Origin of the sequence: Streptomyces sp. CY-1, assembly GCF_047218265.1 — a bacterium.
GTDB lineage: Bacteria > Actinomycetota > Actinomycetes > Streptomycetales > Streptomycetaceae > Streptomyces > Streptomyces niphimycinicus.
The window spans coordinates 2678788-2696142 of record NZ_CP178393.1 but is presented as its reverse complement, the minus strand read 5'-3'; the positions used below and the strand labels follow the sequence as shown (position 1 = coordinate 2696142).

Annotated in this window: 20 protein-coding genes and 1 pseudogene; 11 read left to right on the top strand and 10 right to left on the bottom strand. The window is 66.7% G+C overall.

Features of this window, described 5'->3' with window-relative positions:
- Positions 1 to 56: 56 nt before the first annotated feature.
- Positions 57 to 1139, top strand: coding sequence for an integrase core domain-containing protein (locus ACK1X7_RS11540; protein ID WP_413115056.1), 1083 nt, complete (start codon positions 57 to 59; stop codon positions 1137 to 1139).
- Positions 1140 to 1632: 493 nt separating this feature from the next.
- On the opposite strand, the gene ACK1X7_RS11535 is transcribed toward ACK1X7_RS11540, so the two are convergent.
- The 3 genes from ACK1X7_RS11535 to ACK1X7_RS11525 form a co-directional block, all read right to left on the bottom strand.
- Entirely contained in the window at positions 1633 to 1980 is a 348-nt protein-coding gene (locus ACK1X7_RS11535; protein ID WP_123107486.1) for a hypothetical protein, read from the bottom strand.
- Between the two features lie 431 nt (positions 1981 to 2411).
- A complete protein-coding gene (locus ACK1X7_RS11530) occupies positions 2412 to 2663 on the bottom strand; it encodes a hypothetical protein (protein ID WP_385142753.1) in 252 nt (83 codons plus the stop codon).
- The gene (locus ACK1X7_RS11525; protein WP_413115055.1) at positions 2660 to 3760 is read right to left on the bottom strand and encodes an integrase core domain-containing protein; all 1101 of its coding nucleotides are present in this window, start codon (positions 3758 to 3760) and stop codon (positions 2660 to 2662) included. The genes ACK1X7_RS11530 and ACK1X7_RS11525 overlap by 4 nt, the downstream gene beginning before the upstream one ends.
- Before the next feature lie 132 nt (positions 3761 to 3892).
- Between ACK1X7_RS11525 and ACK1X7_RS11520 the strand changes: the two genes are divergently transcribed.
- The 4 genes from ACK1X7_RS11520 to ACK1X7_RS11505 all read left to right on the top strand — a co-directional run bounded on the left by ACK1X7_RS11520 (position 3893) and on the right by ACK1X7_RS11505 (position 5807).
- Positions 3893 to 4393, top strand: coding sequence for a hypothetical protein (locus tag ACK1X7_RS11520; RefSeq protein WP_413116871.1), 501 nt, complete (start codon positions 3893 to 3895; stop codon positions 4391 to 4393).
- An 87-nt stretch (positions 4394 to 4480) separates the two neighbouring features.
- Positions 4481 to 4759, top strand: a complete 279-nt coding sequence (locus tag ACK1X7_RS11515) for a muconolactone Delta-isomerase (protein ID WP_385142747.1) — start codon at positions 4481 to 4483, stop codon at positions 4757 to 4759.
- Between the two features lie 203 nt (positions 4760 to 4962).
- Positions 4963 to 5172, top strand: coding sequence for a hypothetical protein (locus tag ACK1X7_RS11510; protein ID WP_385142744.1), 210 nt, complete (start codon positions 4963 to 4965; stop codon positions 5170 to 5172).
- A 110-nt stretch (positions 5173 to 5282) separates the two neighbouring features.
- Positions 5283 to 5807, top strand: a complete 525-nt coding sequence (locus ACK1X7_RS11505) for a hypothetical protein (protein ID WP_385142741.1) — start codon at positions 5283 to 5285, stop codon at positions 5805 to 5807.
- A gap of 112 nt (positions 5808 to 5919) precedes the next feature.
- Here ACK1X7_RS11505 and ACK1X7_RS11500 read toward each other — a convergent pair whose 3' ends face one another.
- From ACK1X7_RS11500 to ACK1X7_RS11490, 3 genes and pseudogenes are all read right to left on the bottom strand, one after another.
- Positions 5920 to 6129 carry a hypothetical protein gene (locus tag ACK1X7_RS11500; protein ID WP_385142738.1) on the bottom strand — a complete coding sequence of 70 codons (210 nt, stop codon included), beginning with the start codon at positions 6127 to 6129 and terminating at the stop codon, positions 5920 to 5922.
- Positions 6126 to 6659 (bottom strand): pyridoxamine 5'-phosphate oxidase family protein, encoded by a 534-nt coding sequence (locus tag ACK1X7_RS11495; protein ID WP_385142735.1) that lies wholly within the window; start codon positions 6657 to 6659, stop codon positions 6126 to 6128. The genes ACK1X7_RS11500 and ACK1X7_RS11495 overlap by 4 nt, the downstream gene beginning before the upstream one ends.
- A 302-nt stretch (positions 6660 to 6961) precedes the next feature.
- Positions 6962 to 7240: pseudogene (locus ACK1X7_RS11490) on the bottom strand (SUKH-4 family immunity protein); the annotation flags it as partial.
- Positions 7241 to 7278: 38 nt separating this feature from the next.
- Between ACK1X7_RS11490 and ACK1X7_RS11485 the strand changes: the two are divergent.
- The 3 genes from ACK1X7_RS11485 to ACK1X7_RS11475 all read left to right on the top strand — a co-directional run bounded on the left by ACK1X7_RS11485 (position 7279) and on the right by ACK1X7_RS11475 (position 10328).
- On the top strand, positions 7279 to 7587 hold the full coding sequence (locus ACK1X7_RS11485; RefSeq protein ID WP_385142732.1) for a transposase: 309 nt from the start codon (positions 7279 to 7281) through the stop codon (positions 7585 to 7587).
- Between the two features lie 580 nt (positions 7588 to 8167).
- Positions 8168 to 9328 carry a group II intron reverse transcriptase/maturase gene (ltrA, locus tag ACK1X7_RS11480; RefSeq protein ID WP_413115054.1) on the top strand — a complete coding sequence of 387 codons (1161 nt, stop codon included), beginning with the start codon at positions 8168 to 8170 and terminating at the stop codon, positions 9326 to 9328.
- A gap of 106 nt (positions 9329 to 9434) precedes the next feature.
- Positions 9435 to 10328: an IS3 family transposase gene (locus ACK1X7_RS11475; protein WP_385142726.1), complete on the top strand. Its 894-nt coding sequence runs from the start codon at positions 9435 to 9437 to the stop codon at positions 10326 to 10328.
- A 69-nt stretch (positions 10329 to 10397) separates the two neighbouring features.
- On the opposite strand, the gene ACK1X7_RS11470 is transcribed toward ACK1X7_RS11475, so the two are convergent.
- Positions 10398 to 10751, bottom strand: a complete 354-nt coding sequence (locus ACK1X7_RS11470) for a hypothetical protein (protein WP_059149558.1) — start codon at positions 10749 to 10751, stop codon at positions 10398 to 10400.
- Positions 10748 to 11017: a hypothetical protein gene (locus tag ACK1X7_RS11465; RefSeq protein ID WP_059149557.1), complete on the bottom strand. Its 270-nt coding sequence runs from the start codon at positions 11015 to 11017 to the stop codon at positions 10748 to 10750. Before ACK1X7_RS11465 ends, ACK1X7_RS11470 begins: the two co-directional genes overlap by 4 nt.
- Positions 11018 to 12446: 1429 nt before the next feature.
- On the opposite strand from ACK1X7_RS11465, the gene ACK1X7_RS11460 reads away from it, so the two are divergent.
- Both ACK1X7_RS11460 and ACK1X7_RS11455 read left to right on the top strand, forming a co-directional pair.
- Positions 12447 to 13298 carry an integrase core domain-containing protein gene (locus ACK1X7_RS11460; protein WP_413115053.1) on the top strand — a complete coding sequence of 284 codons (852 nt, stop codon included), beginning with the start codon at positions 12447 to 12449 and terminating at the stop codon, positions 13296 to 13298.
- A gap of 36 nt (positions 13299 to 13334) precedes the next feature.
- Positions 13335 to 13646 (top strand): hypothetical protein, encoded by a 312-nt coding sequence (locus tag ACK1X7_RS11455; RefSeq protein WP_413115052.1) that lies wholly within the window; start codon positions 13335 to 13337, stop codon positions 13644 to 13646.
- Positions 13647 to 13744: 98 nt separating this feature from the next.
- On the opposite strand, the gene ACK1X7_RS11450 is transcribed toward ACK1X7_RS11455, so the two are convergent.
- Both ACK1X7_RS11450 and ACK1X7_RS11445 read right to left on the bottom strand, forming a co-directional pair.
- Positions 13745 to 13906 carry a hypothetical protein gene (locus tag ACK1X7_RS11450; RefSeq protein ID WP_014059465.1) on the bottom strand — a complete coding sequence of 54 codons (162 nt, stop codon included), beginning with the start codon at positions 13904 to 13906 and terminating at the stop codon, positions 13745 to 13747.
- Positions 13907 to 13938: 32 nt separating this feature from the next.
- The gene (locus ACK1X7_RS11445) at positions 13939 to 16014 is read right to left on the bottom strand and encodes a glycoside hydrolase family 36 protein (protein WP_390795525.1); all 2076 of its coding nucleotides are present in this window, start codon (positions 16012 to 16014) and stop codon (positions 13939 to 13941) included.
- Positions 16015 to 16453: 439 nt separating this feature from the next.
- On the opposite strand from ACK1X7_RS11445, the gene ACK1X7_RS11440 reads away from it, so the two are divergent.
- Complete coding sequence (locus tag ACK1X7_RS11440; RefSeq protein ID WP_385156179.1) at positions 16454 to 17242, top strand: GntR family transcriptional regulator; 789 nt, start codon at positions 16454 to 16456, stop codon at positions 17240 to 17242.
- The last annotated feature ends 113 nt before the right edge of the window (positions 17243 to 17355 follow it).

Here is a 17355-nt window from a genome sequence, read left to right as displayed (position 1 = left end):
AAAAGTCATCGCCGCAGGTGAGCGGGGTGTGGTCGGGCCGCTGGGATCATGCGTAGGTGATCGTGTCTTTGCTGTACAAGGTAACCCGGAAGCTGCTGACGGTTCCATCGGTGCTCCTCCGTCGTGGGACGGCGAAGGACGCGGAACTGCTGGTGCTGCGGCACGAGAACGCGGTCCTGCGCCGCCAGTTGACCGGACCGGTCCGCTATGAGCGTGCTGACCGGTTCTGGTTCGCAGCCCTGTCCGGGCTGATACCTCGACGCCACTGGCTCAGGGTCTTCCCTGTCACGCCCGGCGCCCTGCTCGCCTGGCATCGTCGGTTCATCGCCGCGAAGTGGGACTACACCGCGCGCCGACGCACCGGACGCCCACCCACCCCGGCAGCGATCAAGACACTCGTTGTGCGGTTGGCCCGGGAGAATCCGCAGTGGGGGCACAGGCGGATCCAAGGTGAACTGAGCCGACTCGGGTATCGGATCGCAGCTTCGACGGTCTGGGAGATCCTCAACGCGGCCGGCATCGACCCCGCGCCGCGTCGCTCAGGTCCCACCTGGCGCGAGTTCCTGACCGCGCAAGCCGAGGGCATCATCGCGGCAGACTTCTTCCACATCGACACCGCCCTCGGCAGGCGGTTGTACGCATTGGCGTTCCTCGAGCACGGCACCCGGCGGCTGCACATCACCGGGGTCACCGCCCGCCCAACACGGGACTGGGCAGTGCAGCAAGCCAGGAACCTCACATCCGACCTGGGCGTACGCTTCGAGAACCTGCGCTTCTTGCTGCGCGACCGCGACGGCAAGTACGGCGAGGCGTTCGACGCCATCTTCCAGTCCGAGGAGATGGAGATCCTCAAAAGTGCGCCACAAGCTCCCCGCACGAACGCGCACTGTGAACGCATCATCGGCAGCATCCGACGCGAAGCCCTCGACCACGTCCTGATCATGAATGAGGCCCAGGCGCGCCACGTCCTCGCCGCCTACGAGCGGCACTACAACGAGCACCGACCTCATCAGGCCCGCTGCCAGCTCCCACCCGACGCTCATGAACAACTCGCCGCGGCGTATGACCTCCACATCCATAAAGTCCTGCGCACCCGGATCCTCGGCGGCCTCATCAACGAATACAGACATGCGGCATGACGTGCAGCGATGACTTTTCGAGCGGCACACGATTTTCATCTCGCGTGGACCACCGGCCACGCGTGAGCGTCTGCACGAGCGACTGTGGCCGACGACCGTCGGGACTCGGTGCACCCCGCTCCGATCCGGGCTGATGGCATTCTCGGCAAGCACAGTCGCATGAACTGCACACCCGAGGCATCGAGCCCACCTGGATCCTCGGCGGCCTCAACAACGGCGCTGGAACGAGAGCAACGTCATCCGTACCAGGTGATGTTGCAGATATAGATGCAGTGATGGCGTGGTACTGAGAGGAAGTTGATGAAGCCGCGTCCGCCGAGAATGTCGAATTCTCGGAGTCCGCCTTCTCGGTCGAAGGGCCGACCCACCTTTGCCGCGTCGACTCAAAGCGTGGCGAGTTCGGTCGCCAGTCGCTCGACCTCTGCTACGACACCTGGCGCAAGTCCGTCGGCGACGTACTCCTCACTCGGGTTGTACTCCCAGGTCCAGTCGGTCACAGCCCCGCCTCGGCCTCCGCGGCCTTACGGATCTGCTGAATTTCGTGGATGGCCGCCGTCGGGTCCTGTTCGGCCATATCGACGATCTGCTCGAGTTCACGGAGGCGGGCGGCGCGTTCCGGGTGCCGCTCGATGGCGACGAACACGGCCCATGAGTGGACGAAAGCCCGCAGGGGTGCGAGGCTCTGTGTCTGCTGTGCGTTTGTAGTCGCCTCGAACAGGTGCTGAGTGAGCGCAGGGACTCTGCTGGGAGCGATCCGGGCGACAGCCGTGCGCAGTGCGTCAGGGGTGAGGTCGGGCATGGGGATCAGGGGTCCATACGGGCCGTCTGGCTGCGCACTCACGATGACCTCCAGTGCAGGGTTGCTCGTCGTACCCTACCGTGCGGGCGCGGTAGCCGTGGGAGACCCTTGTCCGCTCCGCAAGCCGTCGCATGGCGTGGCTGTTGCTATGGGGGAGTGGCTGATGGCCGCGTTCTCCGTAGGCGCGCAAGGGCGCGGTACGGTTCCGAACCGAGCACTACGGTGCGGTACGGATCGTCGCGGAGAGTTGCCGCGCGGCTGGGGGTCAAGGGGTCGCAGGTTCAAATCCTGTCGTCCCGACGGTGTGACCAGCGGGTTTGCCAGTAATGGCAGACCCGCTGATTGCGTTCGTGTGACACGTGATGGCGACGTGATGACACCCGGTGAACGCTGAGGCACCGCCCTCGCGGTGCCCCTGGCCAGGGGCACCGCAGCACGGAGAAGCCTAAGGGAGAGCGGGGGAGGCGGAGGGTTCAGGCCGCCCGCTGTTCTGACGCTCCGCCAGGATCGCCGGTGGCGTGTTTGCGGTCGGCGCGTTCCAGGGCTGTGTCGATGGCGGCGACGGCGTCGCGGGCGGCGTGGGGGAGCAGGTGGCCGTAGAGGTTGACCGTGGTGGCCAGTGTCGAGTGGCGCAGGGTCTTGGTGGCGCGGCTATGGCCAGGTACGGGTGCAGACCGGTGGCCAGGGCGGGTGCCCTTGCCGAAAACCTCATCCGTGCAGGTCACGCGGCATTCCGGTACTCGTGGAGGATGCCGCCGAGGCGATCGTGCCGGCGTATGGCGAGGTGGGCTATCGCGTCCGGGTCGTCGATCGGCGGGGGCAAGGGCTGTAGCGGTCTGGCGTTGGCGATGCCCTGGTGTGGTCGGTGTCCGTTGTAGAACTGCTCGAACTCGCGCAAGGTGTGGAGCAGATGTCGCTGGTTCCAGATCAATGTCCGGTCCAGGAGCTCGCGGCGACAGGTCTGTATCCAGCGCTCCATAATCGAGTTCATTCGTGGCATCTGGATGCCGCTGAGGACGACGTCGATCCCCGCGTCCTTGAGGACGTCATCGAAGAGGGCGGGGAACTTCCCGTCCCGGTCCCGGATCATGAACCGTGCCCGGTAGCCGAGGTCTTCGGGGTCCATGACCAGGTTCTTCGCCGCTTGCGCTACCCAGGAGGCGGTCGGCTGCGTGGTGGCGCCCAGGATTCGGATCTGGCGACTGTTGTGTTCGATCACCACGAGCACGTACATCCGTACCCCCGACAGAGTGATGGTCTCCATGAAGTCGCATGCCAGCAGGGCATCAGCCTGAGAGCGAAGAAAGGTGGCCCAAGTACTACTGGAGTTCCGCTCGGGTGCTGGGTCGATGCCGGCCTCCTTCAAGATCTCCCAGACGGTGGACGCGCCCACCTTTACCCCCAGCACAAGCAGCTCGCCGTGCAGACGCCTGTACCCCCAGCTCGGGTTCTCCTTCGCCAGCCGCAGCACCAGGACGCGGATCGAGCGCACCGTGCGCGGCCGTCCCGGACGCTTGGGCCGGCAGGAGGCGGCATGGCGGCGCGCGACGAGGGTGCGGTGCCAACGCAGCACCGTGTCAGGGCGTACAAGCAGCCGTAATCTTCGCAGGACATGAAGTGGCAGCCGGTGCAGCAGCGCCGCCAGGAATGCCCGATCGCTCGGCGTGAACCGGACCTTTTCCTTGCCGAGTTGGCGTTCCAACACGGTGATCTGGTGGCGCAGGGCGAGGATCTCCGCGTCCTTATCTCGGTCGGTCATCGGCAGCAGGCGAAGCATCGCGAACGCGTTGGACATACCCAAGTAAGCCAGTCGCAGCAGCACGATCGATCATCATGACGTGCTGACAGCAGCTGCGCGAGAGTGTCGGCTCGAGCGACCGCGGCTAAGGTCTCGGGAATCCGAGGAAGCGGTCCCCACCAGGGCGGATGAGATTTCCGGCAAGGGCAATGCTGCCTGAGAACGGCTTGCGGCCTGCTGAGCTTTGACAGATCCAAACCAGCAGGTCTCCCGGGTGACATAATTCCCGGCACCCACAGGGTCGAGCACGTCGTCGAGGAGGTCGCCGCCGCCACCCGCCGGGGCATCAAGGGCACGATCGAGGGCCCGTACCACGTCCCCGGTGCTCCCGAACTCCCCAACGTCTCCACCCTGCCGATTGGCGACGAAGAGGCGGGTGCCGAACTCCTTTTCCAGGGGCAGGTCACCAGCGCGTCCGGCGACCCCCTGGCCGGCGCGCGGCTGGAGATGTGGCAGACGGACGACGAAGGGCTGTACTCGCGGTTCGCCCCCGGCATCCCGGAGTGGAACCTGCGCGGCAGCGTGGTCGCCGACGACCAGGGCCGGTTCGCGGTCACGACGATCCGGCCCGCCCCGTACCAGATCCCCACCGGCGGCTCCTGCGGACGACTCATCTCCGCCGCGGGCTGGCCAGGGGGTCGCCGGACGCGCTGGTGATCGACCCCTGGCCCACCGGAGACGGCCGGTGCGAAGTCACCCACGGCTTCGTCCTCGACGCCGCCTCCTGACCGACGGGAGATCGCCATGCTCTTCGCCGTCCACATGACCGTGAACCTCCCGCCCGACCTGGACCCCGAGACCCGTGCCACGGCCCTCGCCGCCGAGAAGGAGTACGCCCAGCGGCTCCAGCGCGGCGGCGAGTGGCTGCACCTGTGGCGCTGTGCGGGGCAGTACGCGAACCTCAGCGTCTTCGATGTCGCCGACAACGACCGGCTCAACGAAATCCTGTGGGGACTGCCACTTTTCCCGTACCTGGACATCACCGTCACGCCGCTCGCCCAGCATCAGTCCGCGCTCCACTGACATTCAGTGGAGTGGCGCCATCCCGCTCCATCACTTCGCACAGCGCAGCCCCCACTCCAAGGGGCTGTGCTGACGAGACTGCGGGTCCAACAACTGCAGACGATGCACCCGGCAGACCTCGCCCGGTATCTGGGCACGTACTCGGCCGTAAGTTCGCTTTCCGGCTCAGGCCCGTCCTCCGCGGTCAGGGAAGTGCAGGGGACGTGGACTATCTCGCGGTGTACGTGCTCAAGTACCTCGGAAAGGACAACAAGCGCACTCCGCAGGAGCGGGTCACCAAGTGGATGCGAGCAATGAACGGCCTGTCTGCCGCAGGGCAGGCATGGGTGGAGGACGCCACCCGGACTGCATGGACCTTGGTTAAACGCTATCAGCTTGCCACGCTGGCGGGCCTCCCGGAACACGCCCGGTGACGCCTGGCGCACAGCCTGACGACTGAGCCGCGAGACCTGCTCCGCGGGCGCGGCCTGAGCGGATGGCGCCGTTCACCGAAGTATCCGGTACCGGCGCCTATGTTGGGTCGGTGAGCAGTTCTCCGGCCCCGGCGGGGCGACCCGCGCGCAAGGAGCGGGTCCGCACTCGTCGGACGGACTATGCGGGTGCGGTCTATGGTTCGCTGCTCGCGGCATCGGTGGTGGCCACCGCCGGTGCGGCCGGCGACTTCCCGCGGCTTCAGCTGATCGTGCTGCTGCTGGTGACGGGCGTGGTCTTCTGGGCAGCGCACGTGTACGCGCACGTAGCCGGTGAACGGATCGTCGGCAGGCCGATCAGCCGCCGGGTGGTGCGGCGGGTGGCCCGGCGCGAGTGGCCCATCGTGGAGGCCGCGGTGCTGCCTGCGGTGGCGGCGGCGCTCAGTCCGGTGCTCGGCCTGGGCCTGTCCGGCACGGCCTGGCTGGTGCTCGCCGTCGCGATCGCCCAGCAGGTGGCCTGGGCGACCCTCGGCGCGATCAACGCGGGCGCGTCCCGCCGGATGGCGGTCGGCGAGGGCGTCGTCAACCTGCTACTCGGTCTGGTCATCGTGGCCGCCAAGGCGGCTCTGGGGCACTGACCCCCGCCTGGTCTCAACGGCCATTCAATCTCGGCGGCACTTCCTCTACTGCAACTACTCACACCCGGCTATCGGGCGGCCCCTCCCGCGACAGTGGAGCGGGGGTTGCGGTTCAGGCGGCGCTGGTCGACCGCGAGCGTGGCGCCGAGCCGAGGATGCGGTCGGCCTTGGGGCGGTTGCGCTGGGTGATGTACTGGCGTACGAAGGGCGAAGGGCCCTCCAGGTACCGCAGTTGGGCCTCGCTGTGCAGGGTGTCGATGGTGTCGCGGGTCTTGCCGGCCCCGGCGGCGTGTGGGGCCGGGAAGCGCATGTCCGGTGTCACGCCTCGTCCGCCTTCCCGCCGAGCTTGGCGAGGTCGGGGGCGAACACGGCCATCCACTGCGGATGCAGCCGGTAGAAGACCACGTCGTTGTCCCAGTCGAAGGCGTCGTCGCCGTAGAAGTCCCGGAAGTACGCGAGCAGGTCCGGCCAGTCGGCAGCCGGTTCGCCGCGGTGGGGGTTGAGGGTCTCCGCGGTGCCGTGTGTGAACACGCCCAGGTCCTCCCCGCGCATGTGCGCGGCGCTGACGGCGGGCCGGGCGGCGAGGTGCCGGGCCTTGGCGGCGCCGCGCGCGGTGCCGAAGTGCCATTTTCCGTGCAGGAAGTGCCCGTCCACGCCGCTGATCCGCGGCTCGCCCTTCGCCGTCACGGTGGACAGCGCGAGCGTGCACATGCCGGTGAGCACGCGAGTGAGCTGCTCGGCGGTGAGTGTGCGCTTGCTGCTGATGATCGACCGCAGGTGCGCCGTGGAGCGGGAGAGCGAGGCGTCAAGGAGGGCTTGGAGCCGGTGGAGGTCGTCGGGTGTTTCGCGCATGAGGGTCCTTGTCTGTCCGTTGTCCCGGCCCGCGCCACCACGACACCGACCGGCGCCCCCACTGTCTCCACAAAGACCGACATCCTCTGTCGTATTTCTTGCGGTGTCCTCTACACCCTGCCACCAAGCGACGACCGGCTGCGCACGCCGCGCCCCTACGCCGCGCCTGTGGGGGCCACTTCTGGACGCGGGCACCGGCCCCGGGACTGGTGAGCTCATGTTGAGGTGTCGCGTATTCGCGGCCGCTGGACGCCCCGCACACGGTGAGTGATCGATTCGGGCAACGTGACGGCGGTGAGCAACTACCAGAGCCAGCGATCGAGGAACTCGGCCCAAATGAACCCGATGTAGCCGTCGAAGGCAGGGGGATCGATCTTCTTGAGTTCGTCAGCCAGCACACCGAGCTCAGCCAGGGCTTCGTCCTCACGGTCATCCGGATCGCTGAGGATCTCGGACTCGCTGACGTGCAAGCCGTAGTGGTGCAGGGTTCGCAGCCACAGGCCGATGGAGGAGTTGGCGAACCATGCCTCGCCTTCGGGGAGAACGTAGTAGTGAAGCTTCCCCTTGTGAGTGGACACCTGGAGACTGGAACCTGAGGTTCCAGAGGAAGTAGTGCCAGGTGGGTAGTCAGTACTCGAAGCGGTATTCGGAGGAGTTCAAGCGGGACGCGATCGCGTTGGCCCGCTCCTCCAGCAAGACGATCACGGAGGTCGCGCGGGATCTGGGCGTGAGTCCGGAGAGCCTGCGCGGCTGGGTCAAGCGTGACCGGATCGACCGCGGTGAGGGCGGGGCGGGTGAGCTGACCAGCGTGGAGCGCGAGGAGCTCAAGCGGCTGCGCCGGCAGAACATCGAACAGCAGAAGACGATCGAGATCCTGAAAAAAGCCGCGGCCTTCGTGTGTCCTGAACGGGTGGTGACTGCCGGATAGGTCGGTAGGCATCAGATGGTGCTGCACAGGTGATGAGGGTTTTGGCCCCTCGGAGTCGCTCTGCGGAGAGAGGCTCCAAACCGCCTCCCGCTGCGTTGGCTGAAGACCGTCGTGGTGAGCGAGGGAGGAAAAGGCGCCCGGTGAGGCGTCAGGTGGGGATCGGGAAGGCGAGCGCGAGCGAACCACTGCTGATGCGTCGAAATGCTTGGATGACATCGAAACCGGGGCTTGAAGGCGCTCCGGGATGAGCCTGGCGGGCGATCCGCTTACTGGCCAGGTGGTGTCCGGCGTGAAGGTGGCGCGAGTCCGATCTGCGGGATCTGTGCGGAACAGGAGAAAGCGCGCGTGACCCGTTGTCAGGCGCGCTGGCGGACCAGCTCGTAGTAGTGAGGAAGTCCCTGTAATGGGGGCGGAGCGAAGGGGCTGGGTCGTCCGTGACTTATTCATTCGATCAACCGGAAGTGCTCCGGGAGGAATGGTATGGATGAGTTGAAAGCATCAGGCAAGCCGTTTGATATCTCAAAGTGGCAAGTGATGGAGGCTTTGGGAGAAGGTCAGGGCGAACAAAGGTGCACCCGGCGTGGATGCGGTATCTATTGCGGAGTTCGAGAAGGATCTCCAGGGAAACCTGTACAAGATCTGGAATCGAATGTCCTCTGGGTGCTACTTTCCACCGCCGGTACGTCTGGTGGAGATCCCGAAAGCGCAGGGTGGTGTCAGGTCGCTCGGAGTACCCACTGTCGGTGATCGCGTGGCGCAAACGGTGGTGGCATTGGTGCTGGAGCAGAAGGTCGAACCGATCTTCCACTCCGACTCATACGGCTACCGCCCAGGGCGTGGGGCGATTGACGCGGTGGGGACGTGCCGGGCGCGGTGCTGGAAGTACGACTGGGTGATCGATCTGGACATCAAGGCGTTCTTCGATTCGGTTCCGTGGAACCTGATGCTCCGGGCGGTGGGCTCGGTGTGTGGTCTTCCGTGGGTGTTGCTGTACGTCAAGCGGTGGCTCTCGGCCCCGCTGCAAGAGGCAGATGGCACTCTGCGGGAGCGCACGATGGGCACGCCGCAGGGCTCAGCGGTTTCTCCGGTCCTGGCGAATCTGTTCATGCACTACGCGTTCGATATGTGGCTGACGCGGAGTTTCCCGCACGCCTCGTTCGAGCGCTATGCCGATGATGCGGTCATTCACTGCCGAAGCCTCGCAGGGGCAAGGGTGGTACTGTCCGCATTGGAGGAGCGCATGAGTGGGGTCGGCCTTCAGTTGCACCCTGAAAAGACGCGGATTGTCTACTGCAAGGACGCGAATCGCAAAAGCTCGTTCGAGCAAGAGGGATTCACCTTCCTGGGGTTCGACTTCCGTAAGCGCACCGTGGATGGCAGGACCGGACTGTTTCGGAGTTTCTCTCCGGCAGCCTCGGCTGCGGCTCTCAAGCGGATGGGCAAGGTGGTGCGGTCCTGGCGACTTCACCGCTGGGCTCAGGGTGAGGCACGAGACCTTGCGGACTGGATTAATCCGGTCGTGCGGGGATGGATGCAGTGCTACGGGGCCTACAATAAGTCGGCCTTGTTTCCTCTCCTGAAACGGATCAATGCCTATATGGTCCGGTGGTTGCGCGGAAAGTATCGACGGTTGAGGCGGAGTTGGTCGGTAACCATGCGTGCATGGTGGGACGCGGTGGAACGTGCACCTCGGTTCTTTTCCCACTGGGCATGGGTGAACGAACCCGCCCGAGTGTGGTGACCAGGATGACAAGAGCCGTATGACGGGAGACTGTCACGTACGGATCTGTGGGAGCCGGAGGGCGAAATTCCCTCCGGCCACCCGACTTCGCCAAGGACAGCGACCGGTGAGCGAGGTCTACCGGTTCATCGCCGCGGAGAAGGCCGTCCACCCGGTGGCCCTGCTGTGCCGTGTCCTGGGCGTGGTCCGTTCCTCCTTCTACGCCTGGCTGGAGGCCGAACAGGCCCGGCAGGCACGGACCCGCGCGGACGAGGCCCTGGCCCACGAGATCACCGTGATCCACCTGGCTTCCAAGGGTGCCTACGGTGTCCCGCGCGTGCACGCTGAACTGCGGAGGCTGGGCCGGGCGGTGAACCGCAAGCGGGTGGAGCGGATCATGCGTGAACGCGGCATCGCCGGCGTCACCCGCCGAAGACGCCGCTGGCTGACCCGCCCCGACAAGCAGGCGAGGCCAGCCCCGGACCTGATCGGCCGCGACTTCACTGCCGACCGACCCGGCACCCGGCTCGTCGGCGACATCACCTACCTGCCCACAGAGCAGGGGTGGCTGTATCTCGCCTGCTGGCTGGCCCTGGCCACTCGCGAGGTTGTCGGCTACGCGATGGCCGACCACCACCGCGCCGAGCTGGTGGTAGACGCGCTGCGGATGGCCCACGGCCGCGGTGGTCTGGAACCCGGTTGCATCACGCACAGCGACCGCGGAAGCGAATACACCTCATCCGAATTCCGCGCGGAGATACGCGCGTTGAGCCTTCGTCAAAGTACCGGCCGGACCGGCTCCTGCTTTGACAACGCCGCGGCCGAAAGCTTCTGGGCTGTGCTCAAGGAGGAGATCGGCACCCGGCTCTGGCCCGACCGAGCCACCGCCCGCGCCGAGGTCTTCGCCTTCATCGAGACCTTCTACAACCGGCGCCGCCTGCGCAAGCACCCTGTCTTCGGGTATCTCACACCACACGAGACGCGCCAACGGTTCCGCAACAGCCACACACTCGCAGCGTAGAAGAAGAGTGTCCAGGATCACGGGGAAACTTCAGACGGCTTAATCGTTGACGGTGAGCTTGGGGTCCTGTCAGTTGCTGGTGTTGCTGAGGTCCTGGATGCGGGCTTGTATCAGGGGGAGGATCTCGGCGGTGGCTCGTTCGACGGAGGTGGCGAGTACTTCGGCGTTGAGCTTGCGGTGCGGTAGGTGGGCGAGTTTGTCGCGCAGTGCGATGGGGCCGCTGTATGCCTGTGTGACAAGGCCATGAGATGCCTGTTTCAGCATTTCGCCGAAGGTGAGCATGCAATAGGCCAGGGCGAGGAGGCTCTGGTCGCCTGGCTTCGGTATTCCGTCGCGGATGATTGAGCGGGCCTGTTCAAGCGCTGCCGTTGCGTCGGTCAGGCGTAGCAGTTCCTGGCGCTCTCGGTCGGTGCGTGTGGTCACGCTGCCCCGCGCAGATCGTTCAGGGGTTCGGTTTCGTCGACCTCCACGCCGGGGCCTCGGGGGACGACTTCCACGAGGGCGCCGAGGATGGTGGACAGATCTGTTTCGAAGCTCGTGATGTCGAAGTAGGAGCGGTCGGCGTCCAGGGTTGCGACGAGTTCACCGGGTTCGGAGCTGAGTGCGAAGGAGTGCAAGCCGTGCTGACGTCCGAGCTGGTGGATGGTCGCGGCATTGGCGCGGAGCTTCGCAGCGGTGGCCGGCCTCACGGTTCATCCTCCTTCGTGATCTCTGGCACCTGGGTCGACAGGGGTCAGGATATAGGAGTGTGATGGCCATATGGGTGCTCTCTGGGGCGGCGACTGATGAGGTCGCTCTCCTGTCTTCGTGCGGCGGTTTACGGAGCCCCGACGTTCGGCTACATCCTGATACGGATCGTCGCGGAGAGTTGTCACGCGGCTGGGGGTCAAGGGGTCGCAGGTTCAAATCCTGTCGTCCCGACCAGCGTTTTCGCAGGTCGAAGGCCGTTTCCGCGGGTAGCGGAGGCGGCCTTAACCATTTCCGGGCTGGGAGCGATGGGGAGCCCTCTGGGAGCCCTCGTGCTCCCAACTCGCAGACGTGTCAACGGTGCCCGATTCGTCCGTCACCCGATCCGGTAGACCTACGGCGCCGTACCGCGCCCCTGTGTGCCGTCGTCAACCGCGGGCCCGCGAGGTCACCCCATCGATTCGGATGCTCTGTGCATCGAGAGGCATAAGGACCCTTGTCGGCTCCCGACCCGCTTTCGAGGTGGGAGCACGGAGGCGCGCTCCCTATGCGGTAGGGGGAACTGGAGCTACCGGCGATCTCGCTGGCTGGTTTCCGCAGGCAGGCCGTGTGCGGGCAACCTGGTCGTCGTGGGCGGCCTGCGCCAAGCGGCGGTAAAGCCCCTTGGCGTCTGCGCAGATAGGGCACTCCCAGAGTGTGAGCGCCGTATCCGGCTCTATGGCGCCGCAGCGAGACAGTCCGCAGAGGTGTCTCGCTGGAGGAAAAAGTGTGCCAAGCGGGCAAGAGTGATGGCATCGGTGAGTGAGCTTGGTGCGCTGATCGACGAGAACCCTATGCCGACGTTGCCTTTGCCGGAAACCTCATCCGTGTAGGTCACCCACACGTTGATATTCGCGGAGGATACCGCCGAGGCGATCATGTCTTGAGCAGGCGGGTGGGTGAGGGGAGCTGAGCGGAATTTTCTCGGGCGAGGGCGAGGGCGAGGGCGAGGGCGAGGGCGGGGGCGAACAGCGACAGCCCGCGCCTGAGTGAAGTGGCCCGCCGATTCGGCGGGCCACTTCACAACGAGGAGGTCTGCCAATCACCTACTGCCGCGGAGAGCGCTGCAGGACTCGAGGGTTTGGATGGCCGCCTCACGGGTCACGTCCGTCTGCGCGGAGAGGGCCCCGCGTGCGGTGTATGCCGTCCGGGCCGGGCCCTGCGACTGTGCCCGGCCGCCCCGGATCTGCCAGACAGCAGCGTGTGGGCCCGGGGCAGCCGGCGGGGCGACGAGCCGTCAGGTCGCACGCTGGAAGAGCGCCTCTGATTGGCGATGTGGCAAGTCCACGGTCCCGCGTGTCGCCGTACGGACCCTGAAGGGTGTCTTTATTGCCGTACTGTGGTTGACCTGGGGCTTTGCGATTGGCCCGAGCATGGGCATGATCAGTGATCGTGGGTCTGCGACTGTTCTACCTGATCTTCTGCCGACTACTGAGCTGCCTCCTCTTGTTGAGCCGATCGACCGTCGCGAACAACGCCGAGATCCTCGTGCTTCGTCATGAGGTCGCCGTGCTTCGCCGACAGGTCGAGCGGCCGCGGTTCTCGTGCGCCGCCACGATCCGGCGCGTTCTGCGCCGCTCCGGTCTACCGCCCGCACCGCAGCGAGCCTCCCAGCAGACCTGGCGCTCCTTCCTCCGTTCCCCGGCCCACACGCTGCTCGCCTGCGACTTCATGCACGTGGACACCGTCTTCCTCAAGCGTCTCTACGTGTTCTTCGTCGTGGAGATCGCCACCCGGCGCGTCCATGTCCTGGGCGTCACCGCCCACCCGACCGGCGCATGGGTCACCCAACTCGCCCGCAATCGGCTCATGGACCTTGAGGAGAGGGCTGGGTGCTTCCGGTTCCTCATCCGCGACCGGGACAGCAGGTTCACCGCCGCGTTCGACGCCGTCTTCGCCGGCAACGGCACAGCCGTCATCCCGACCCCGCCACAAAGCCCCCGGTCAAACGCCTACGCGGAACGATGGATACGCACGGCCCGCGCCGAGTGCACCGACCGTATCCTCATCACCGGTGAACGACACCTGCGTACGGTCCTCGGCCAGTACGCCGAGCACTACAACGCCGGACGAGCCCACCGCGGCCTGGACCTACGAGCACCCGACGACGACCCGAACGTCATCCCCCTGCCCGCAGCCACGGTCAGGCGCCGCCAGGTACTCGGCGGACTGCTCAACGAGTACCACCCGACGCCACCCCGGCTGCCTCAACGTCCGCAGGGAACACCCAGTTCAGTAGCCTGATCGGAATATTGACACCCCTCAGGCCTCAAGGGTGCGGTGCTCAGCGACCCCTACATCCGCGAACTCGGGGATATGGCCCACGCACTCGACTCGTCCGAGGAGCGGACAAAACCGCCCGGGGCCCCGGAGCCGGACGACGACCGGCGCACCCCACCCGTGGTCGCCGCCGAGAAACACCGCGGACATCGCCTGCCCCGGAGTGAGGACGACTCCGCCCGGGAGGAAGACCCCCGAGGCGACCTCCTCCTGCTCGTCGCCTTCGATCTCCTGGTGCTTCACCCCACCGCAGAGCCGCCACAGCGCCGTCAACTCGGCAGGCAGTCCGTACCCGAGGCGTTGCCCAACTGACCGTCCGCCGCGCCCACGTCGTACGCCTTCCTCCCCCGGCACCGGCCGCAGCAGGAAGGCGTACGACGTGGGCGCGTGCTCCGCCGACCACATCCGGTTCAGCTCACCTCGTAGACGCCGCGCGCCCCGTGCCGGTCCGCCAGATGACCGACGGTGACGCCCAGGACCAGCGCGACCTTACCGGCCATGCCGGGCCCGAGCCGCCACCTGACCTGCCGGGGGAAGCGGGGCCCGGCAAGCCTGTGGCACGCCACTCGCATGATCAAAGAGCGTCGCCACGGCCGTCCGCCGATCAGCCGATGGGCTCGGCCACGATGAGCTGGAACCGCTCGAAGGACAGCTTCACGGTGTTGTGCTGAGCAGTGGCAGTTCCGAGTGACTTGCCGGTGAACGGGTCGGTCAGGCGGTACCGCGTGCGGCCCAGACCGCGCAGCTCGACCGTCCCGTCCCACTGGTCGGCGTAGAAGGCGTAGTGGAGGGTCCGCTTCGTGGCCACGACATGCGCCTCGGGCTTGTCGAAGCCGATGTCGTACAGCTCACCGCGGTACTCGCCGGTGGGCAGCATGTTCTTCTCGTACAGGGACAACCACTTGCGCCAGAGGACCTCCTTCTCCGGGGTAAGGTCGGTCGCCTTGTCCGGGGCTCCGGTGCCGGGGAGGGTGAACTTGGTCGACAGGACGGCTCCGACCCCGTAGGAGGACGCGAAGTCGTCGCCGTTGTCGCTCAGTTCGACGTGGTCGCCGGCGTAGCTGCTGCCCGCGCCCATCAGCGCCTTCATCGACTTGCCCTTGCTCCGGACCTGGTAGGAGGACTCCGGGTCCGAGCTGGGGTACTGGTCGACGTAGGGCAGGTTGTGGAAGGCGAAGGCGGTGCCGCAGGGGCAGAGTTCGACGAGGGCGTCGGGGTTCGCCGCGTGCGCGGCTTCGTGGATCGCCTTCCAGAACCGCGCCACGCCCTCGGTGGATTCCTCGGGGCGGGCGTGCCGGTGCTTCGGGTTGTAGCAGGGTGCGACGCTGTTGAGGTGCTGGCCGTCGATCTTGAGCCCCTCGTAGCCCCAGTCGCCGATGAACCTCTTCGCCTGCTCGACGAAGTAGTCCACCGTCGGCTGGTAGGCCGGGCAGAGCGTGTAGGCGTCCCACCAGGTGACGTCCTGCTTGTTGCCGTCACGGTCCAGCAACAGCATGTCGGAGCGGTCCCGGATCAGGTTGCTGTCGGGGTCCGCCGCCAGCGGGGCCCACCACAGGCGCGGTCGCAGGCCGGCGTCCCGTATCTCCTTGGTGAAGGCCCGCATGTCCGCTTCGCCGCGCGGGAACTTCGTCGTGTTGATGTCCCAGTCGCCCTCGTTGGTCTGCCAGCCGTCATCGAGCACGACCCAGCGCAGGCCGACCTCGTGCGCCTTCGGCAGCGTTCCGGTGACCTGCTCGACGGTGAAGTCGCGCTCGTAGCCCCAGGCACACCAGATGGGCTCGAACGCCGAGGCGGGGACCTTGGGAGCGCGCTGGCCGATGTCGCTCATGTAGTCGCGGTACCGCTGGAGCGGCACGAAGTGGTCGCCCGGGAGGGCGGTCAGGAACGTGGTGTCGGTGCTGAGCCGACGGCCCGGCTTCAGGGTGCGGGCGGTGTCGTCCTGGATGGCGATGCTCGCTCCGGCGTCCGTCTTGCGGACCGGCATGCGCAGGATCGTCGCCACGGGCTCGACGTGTCCGACGGAAAGGCCCGCGCCCCGGCGCCAGACGGTCGCCAGCGGGGTGCCGCCGCCGTAGTCGGAGGAGTCCATCCCCAGCGAGTTCTCCTGGACGTAGCCGTCCTTCACCGGCATCACCCAGTCGCGGCGGTCCGTGTACGTGGTGCCGGAGAAGGTGTAGAAGCCGCCGGGGGTCTCCAGGAGTTCGTGGGCTCCGTTGCGCCACCCGGTGACCTTCAGTGCGGTGGAGGACCTGTTGGTGTAGGTCACCTTCATCACGATCATGCCGGTAAGACGCTCGAAGGAGGTCAGCTCGACCGTCTTGTGCACGCCTTCCTTGGACGTGCCCTCGATCGTCACCCGGACGCCCGCGCCGTGGCGGGGGTGCCGGGTGGCGCGGGTCCGGTGTCCGCGGTAGGCGAACGCCTCGATGGCCTTGTCGCCCACCAGCAGGGCTTCGCCGGCGTCGAAGCGGGTGAGGTCGACGCCCTTAAGCGCGACCCGGCTTCGCAGTTGGTCGTCGAACTCCAGGGTGATGGAGGTGTCGCCGACTCCGACGAGGTCAGGATCCGAGTTCGGTGCGGCGGCCGCGGGTGAGGCGCCCATGGCCACGGCGGGGATGGCGGCCAGGCCGGCACCCCCCAGCGCGACCTTCAGTACGCTTCGCCGGTTCATGTCCGTCATGTCGAACTCTCTTTCGGTCGTGCGTGCCCGACTGGGGCAGCTGCCTTCTGTCCGTCGTGGTGGATCGTTCAGAGTCGAGCCGCGTGCTCGCGACGAGGCGACCGTCCGTAAGGCTGGTTGATGCCTGGTCTGCTACTGGTCTTCGCAGTGGGTCGGGTGGGGTCGGGGGACGGCGTGGCGTCCGAACGGGCGCCCCGGTGCGAGGTCGCCTCCGGCGACAGTGCGCGGCCATCCTCGGTGAGCTGCGACAACGCTGCCTCGATCACCGGAGGGTGCCCGGGGCACGGCGAAACGGAAGGTCGCTCACGGGCGACTTCTTCATCGCCAGGTGGCCTGCTGCGAGAACGTAAGTGGTATTCGAGTGGCATGTCAACGGGTGGGCCGCGTGGGCCGCCCGGACGAGGGTTCGCGCCGTCGATCGAATTGGTATGTTTCTGGTATGACGGATGCGAGAACGCCGATGCCCAGAGGTCTGTTCGGGGACGATGCCCTCCCGTTGTACGAGCGCACGGCCACGCAGTTGCTCGAGGACCTGCGCGCCGCTGCCGCCCGCCCCGGTGACCGGCTGCCCTCCGAGCGGGCTCTGGTCGAGCGGTACGCCGTGTCGCGCGTGACGCTGCGAGCGGCCCTCGCGCAATTGGAGTCACGGGGCATCGTGCGGCCGTCGTCGTCGCGCGGGTGGTTCGTCGCCGAGCTCGGTCTGCTCCCCGAGGCGACGATGACCTCCGGCTCGGCGGCCCCGCAGGTCCAGGGGTTCGCCGACTATGCCCAGGCCAACGGCTTGACGACGGCCGGCAAGGTGCTCTCCGCCACCGTCCGCCCGGCCACGGTGTCCGAGGCCGAGCAGCTCCGGATCGCTCCGGGCGCCGACCTCTTCGACCTCCACCGACTGCGCTTCCTCGACGGCCTGCTGGTCGTGCTCGAGCACAACCGGCTTCCTTTGGCGGCCTGCCCGGCGCTGGCCGAAACCGACTTCAACACGGCCTCGCTCTATGCCACCCTGCGCGCCGCCGACCCGCCGCAGATGCCCCGCGTCGCCGACTACTCGGTCGAGGCCCGCCACCCGACGCCACGGGAGATCGAGCTGTTCGAGATCGGGGAGACCATGCCGATGCTCGTCGCGACCCAGCTGACGTCGAACCAGGAATCACGCCCGATCGAACTGACCGTCCAGGTCTACCGGGGGGACCGCTACCGGTTCCGGGCCTCCATCACCAATCAGGGCTGATTGATCACCGCAGGTCACGGAGACTCTCCTCCTGCACCACGTACCAGCTGCGGGGCGGACGTGATGCGCGGTATCGAATACCAGATGCATACCAAAATAAGACTATTGACGGC

Coding starts and splice junctions, on each gene's coding strand:
- ACK1X7_RS11515 (WP_385142747.1), top strand. CDS start 4,481: ATGCTCTTCGCCGTCCACATGACCGTGAACCTCCCGCCCGACCTGGAC.
- ACK1X7_RS11495 (WP_385142735.1), bottom strand. CDS start 6,659: ATGCGCGAAACACCCGACGACCTCCACCGGCTCCAAGCCCTCCTTGAC.
- ACK1X7_RS11450 (WP_014059465.1), bottom strand. CDS start 13,906: ATGCGAGTGGCGTGCCACAGGCTTGCCGGGCCCCGCTTCCCCCGGCAG.
- ACK1X7_RS11445 (WP_390795525.1), bottom strand. CDS start 16,014: ATGACGGACATGAACCGGCGAAGCGTACTGAAGGTCGCGCTGGGGGGT.
- ACK1X7_RS11440 (WP_385156179.1), top strand. CDS start 16,454: ATGACGGATGCGAGAACGCCGATGCCCAGAGGTCTGTTCGGGGACGAT.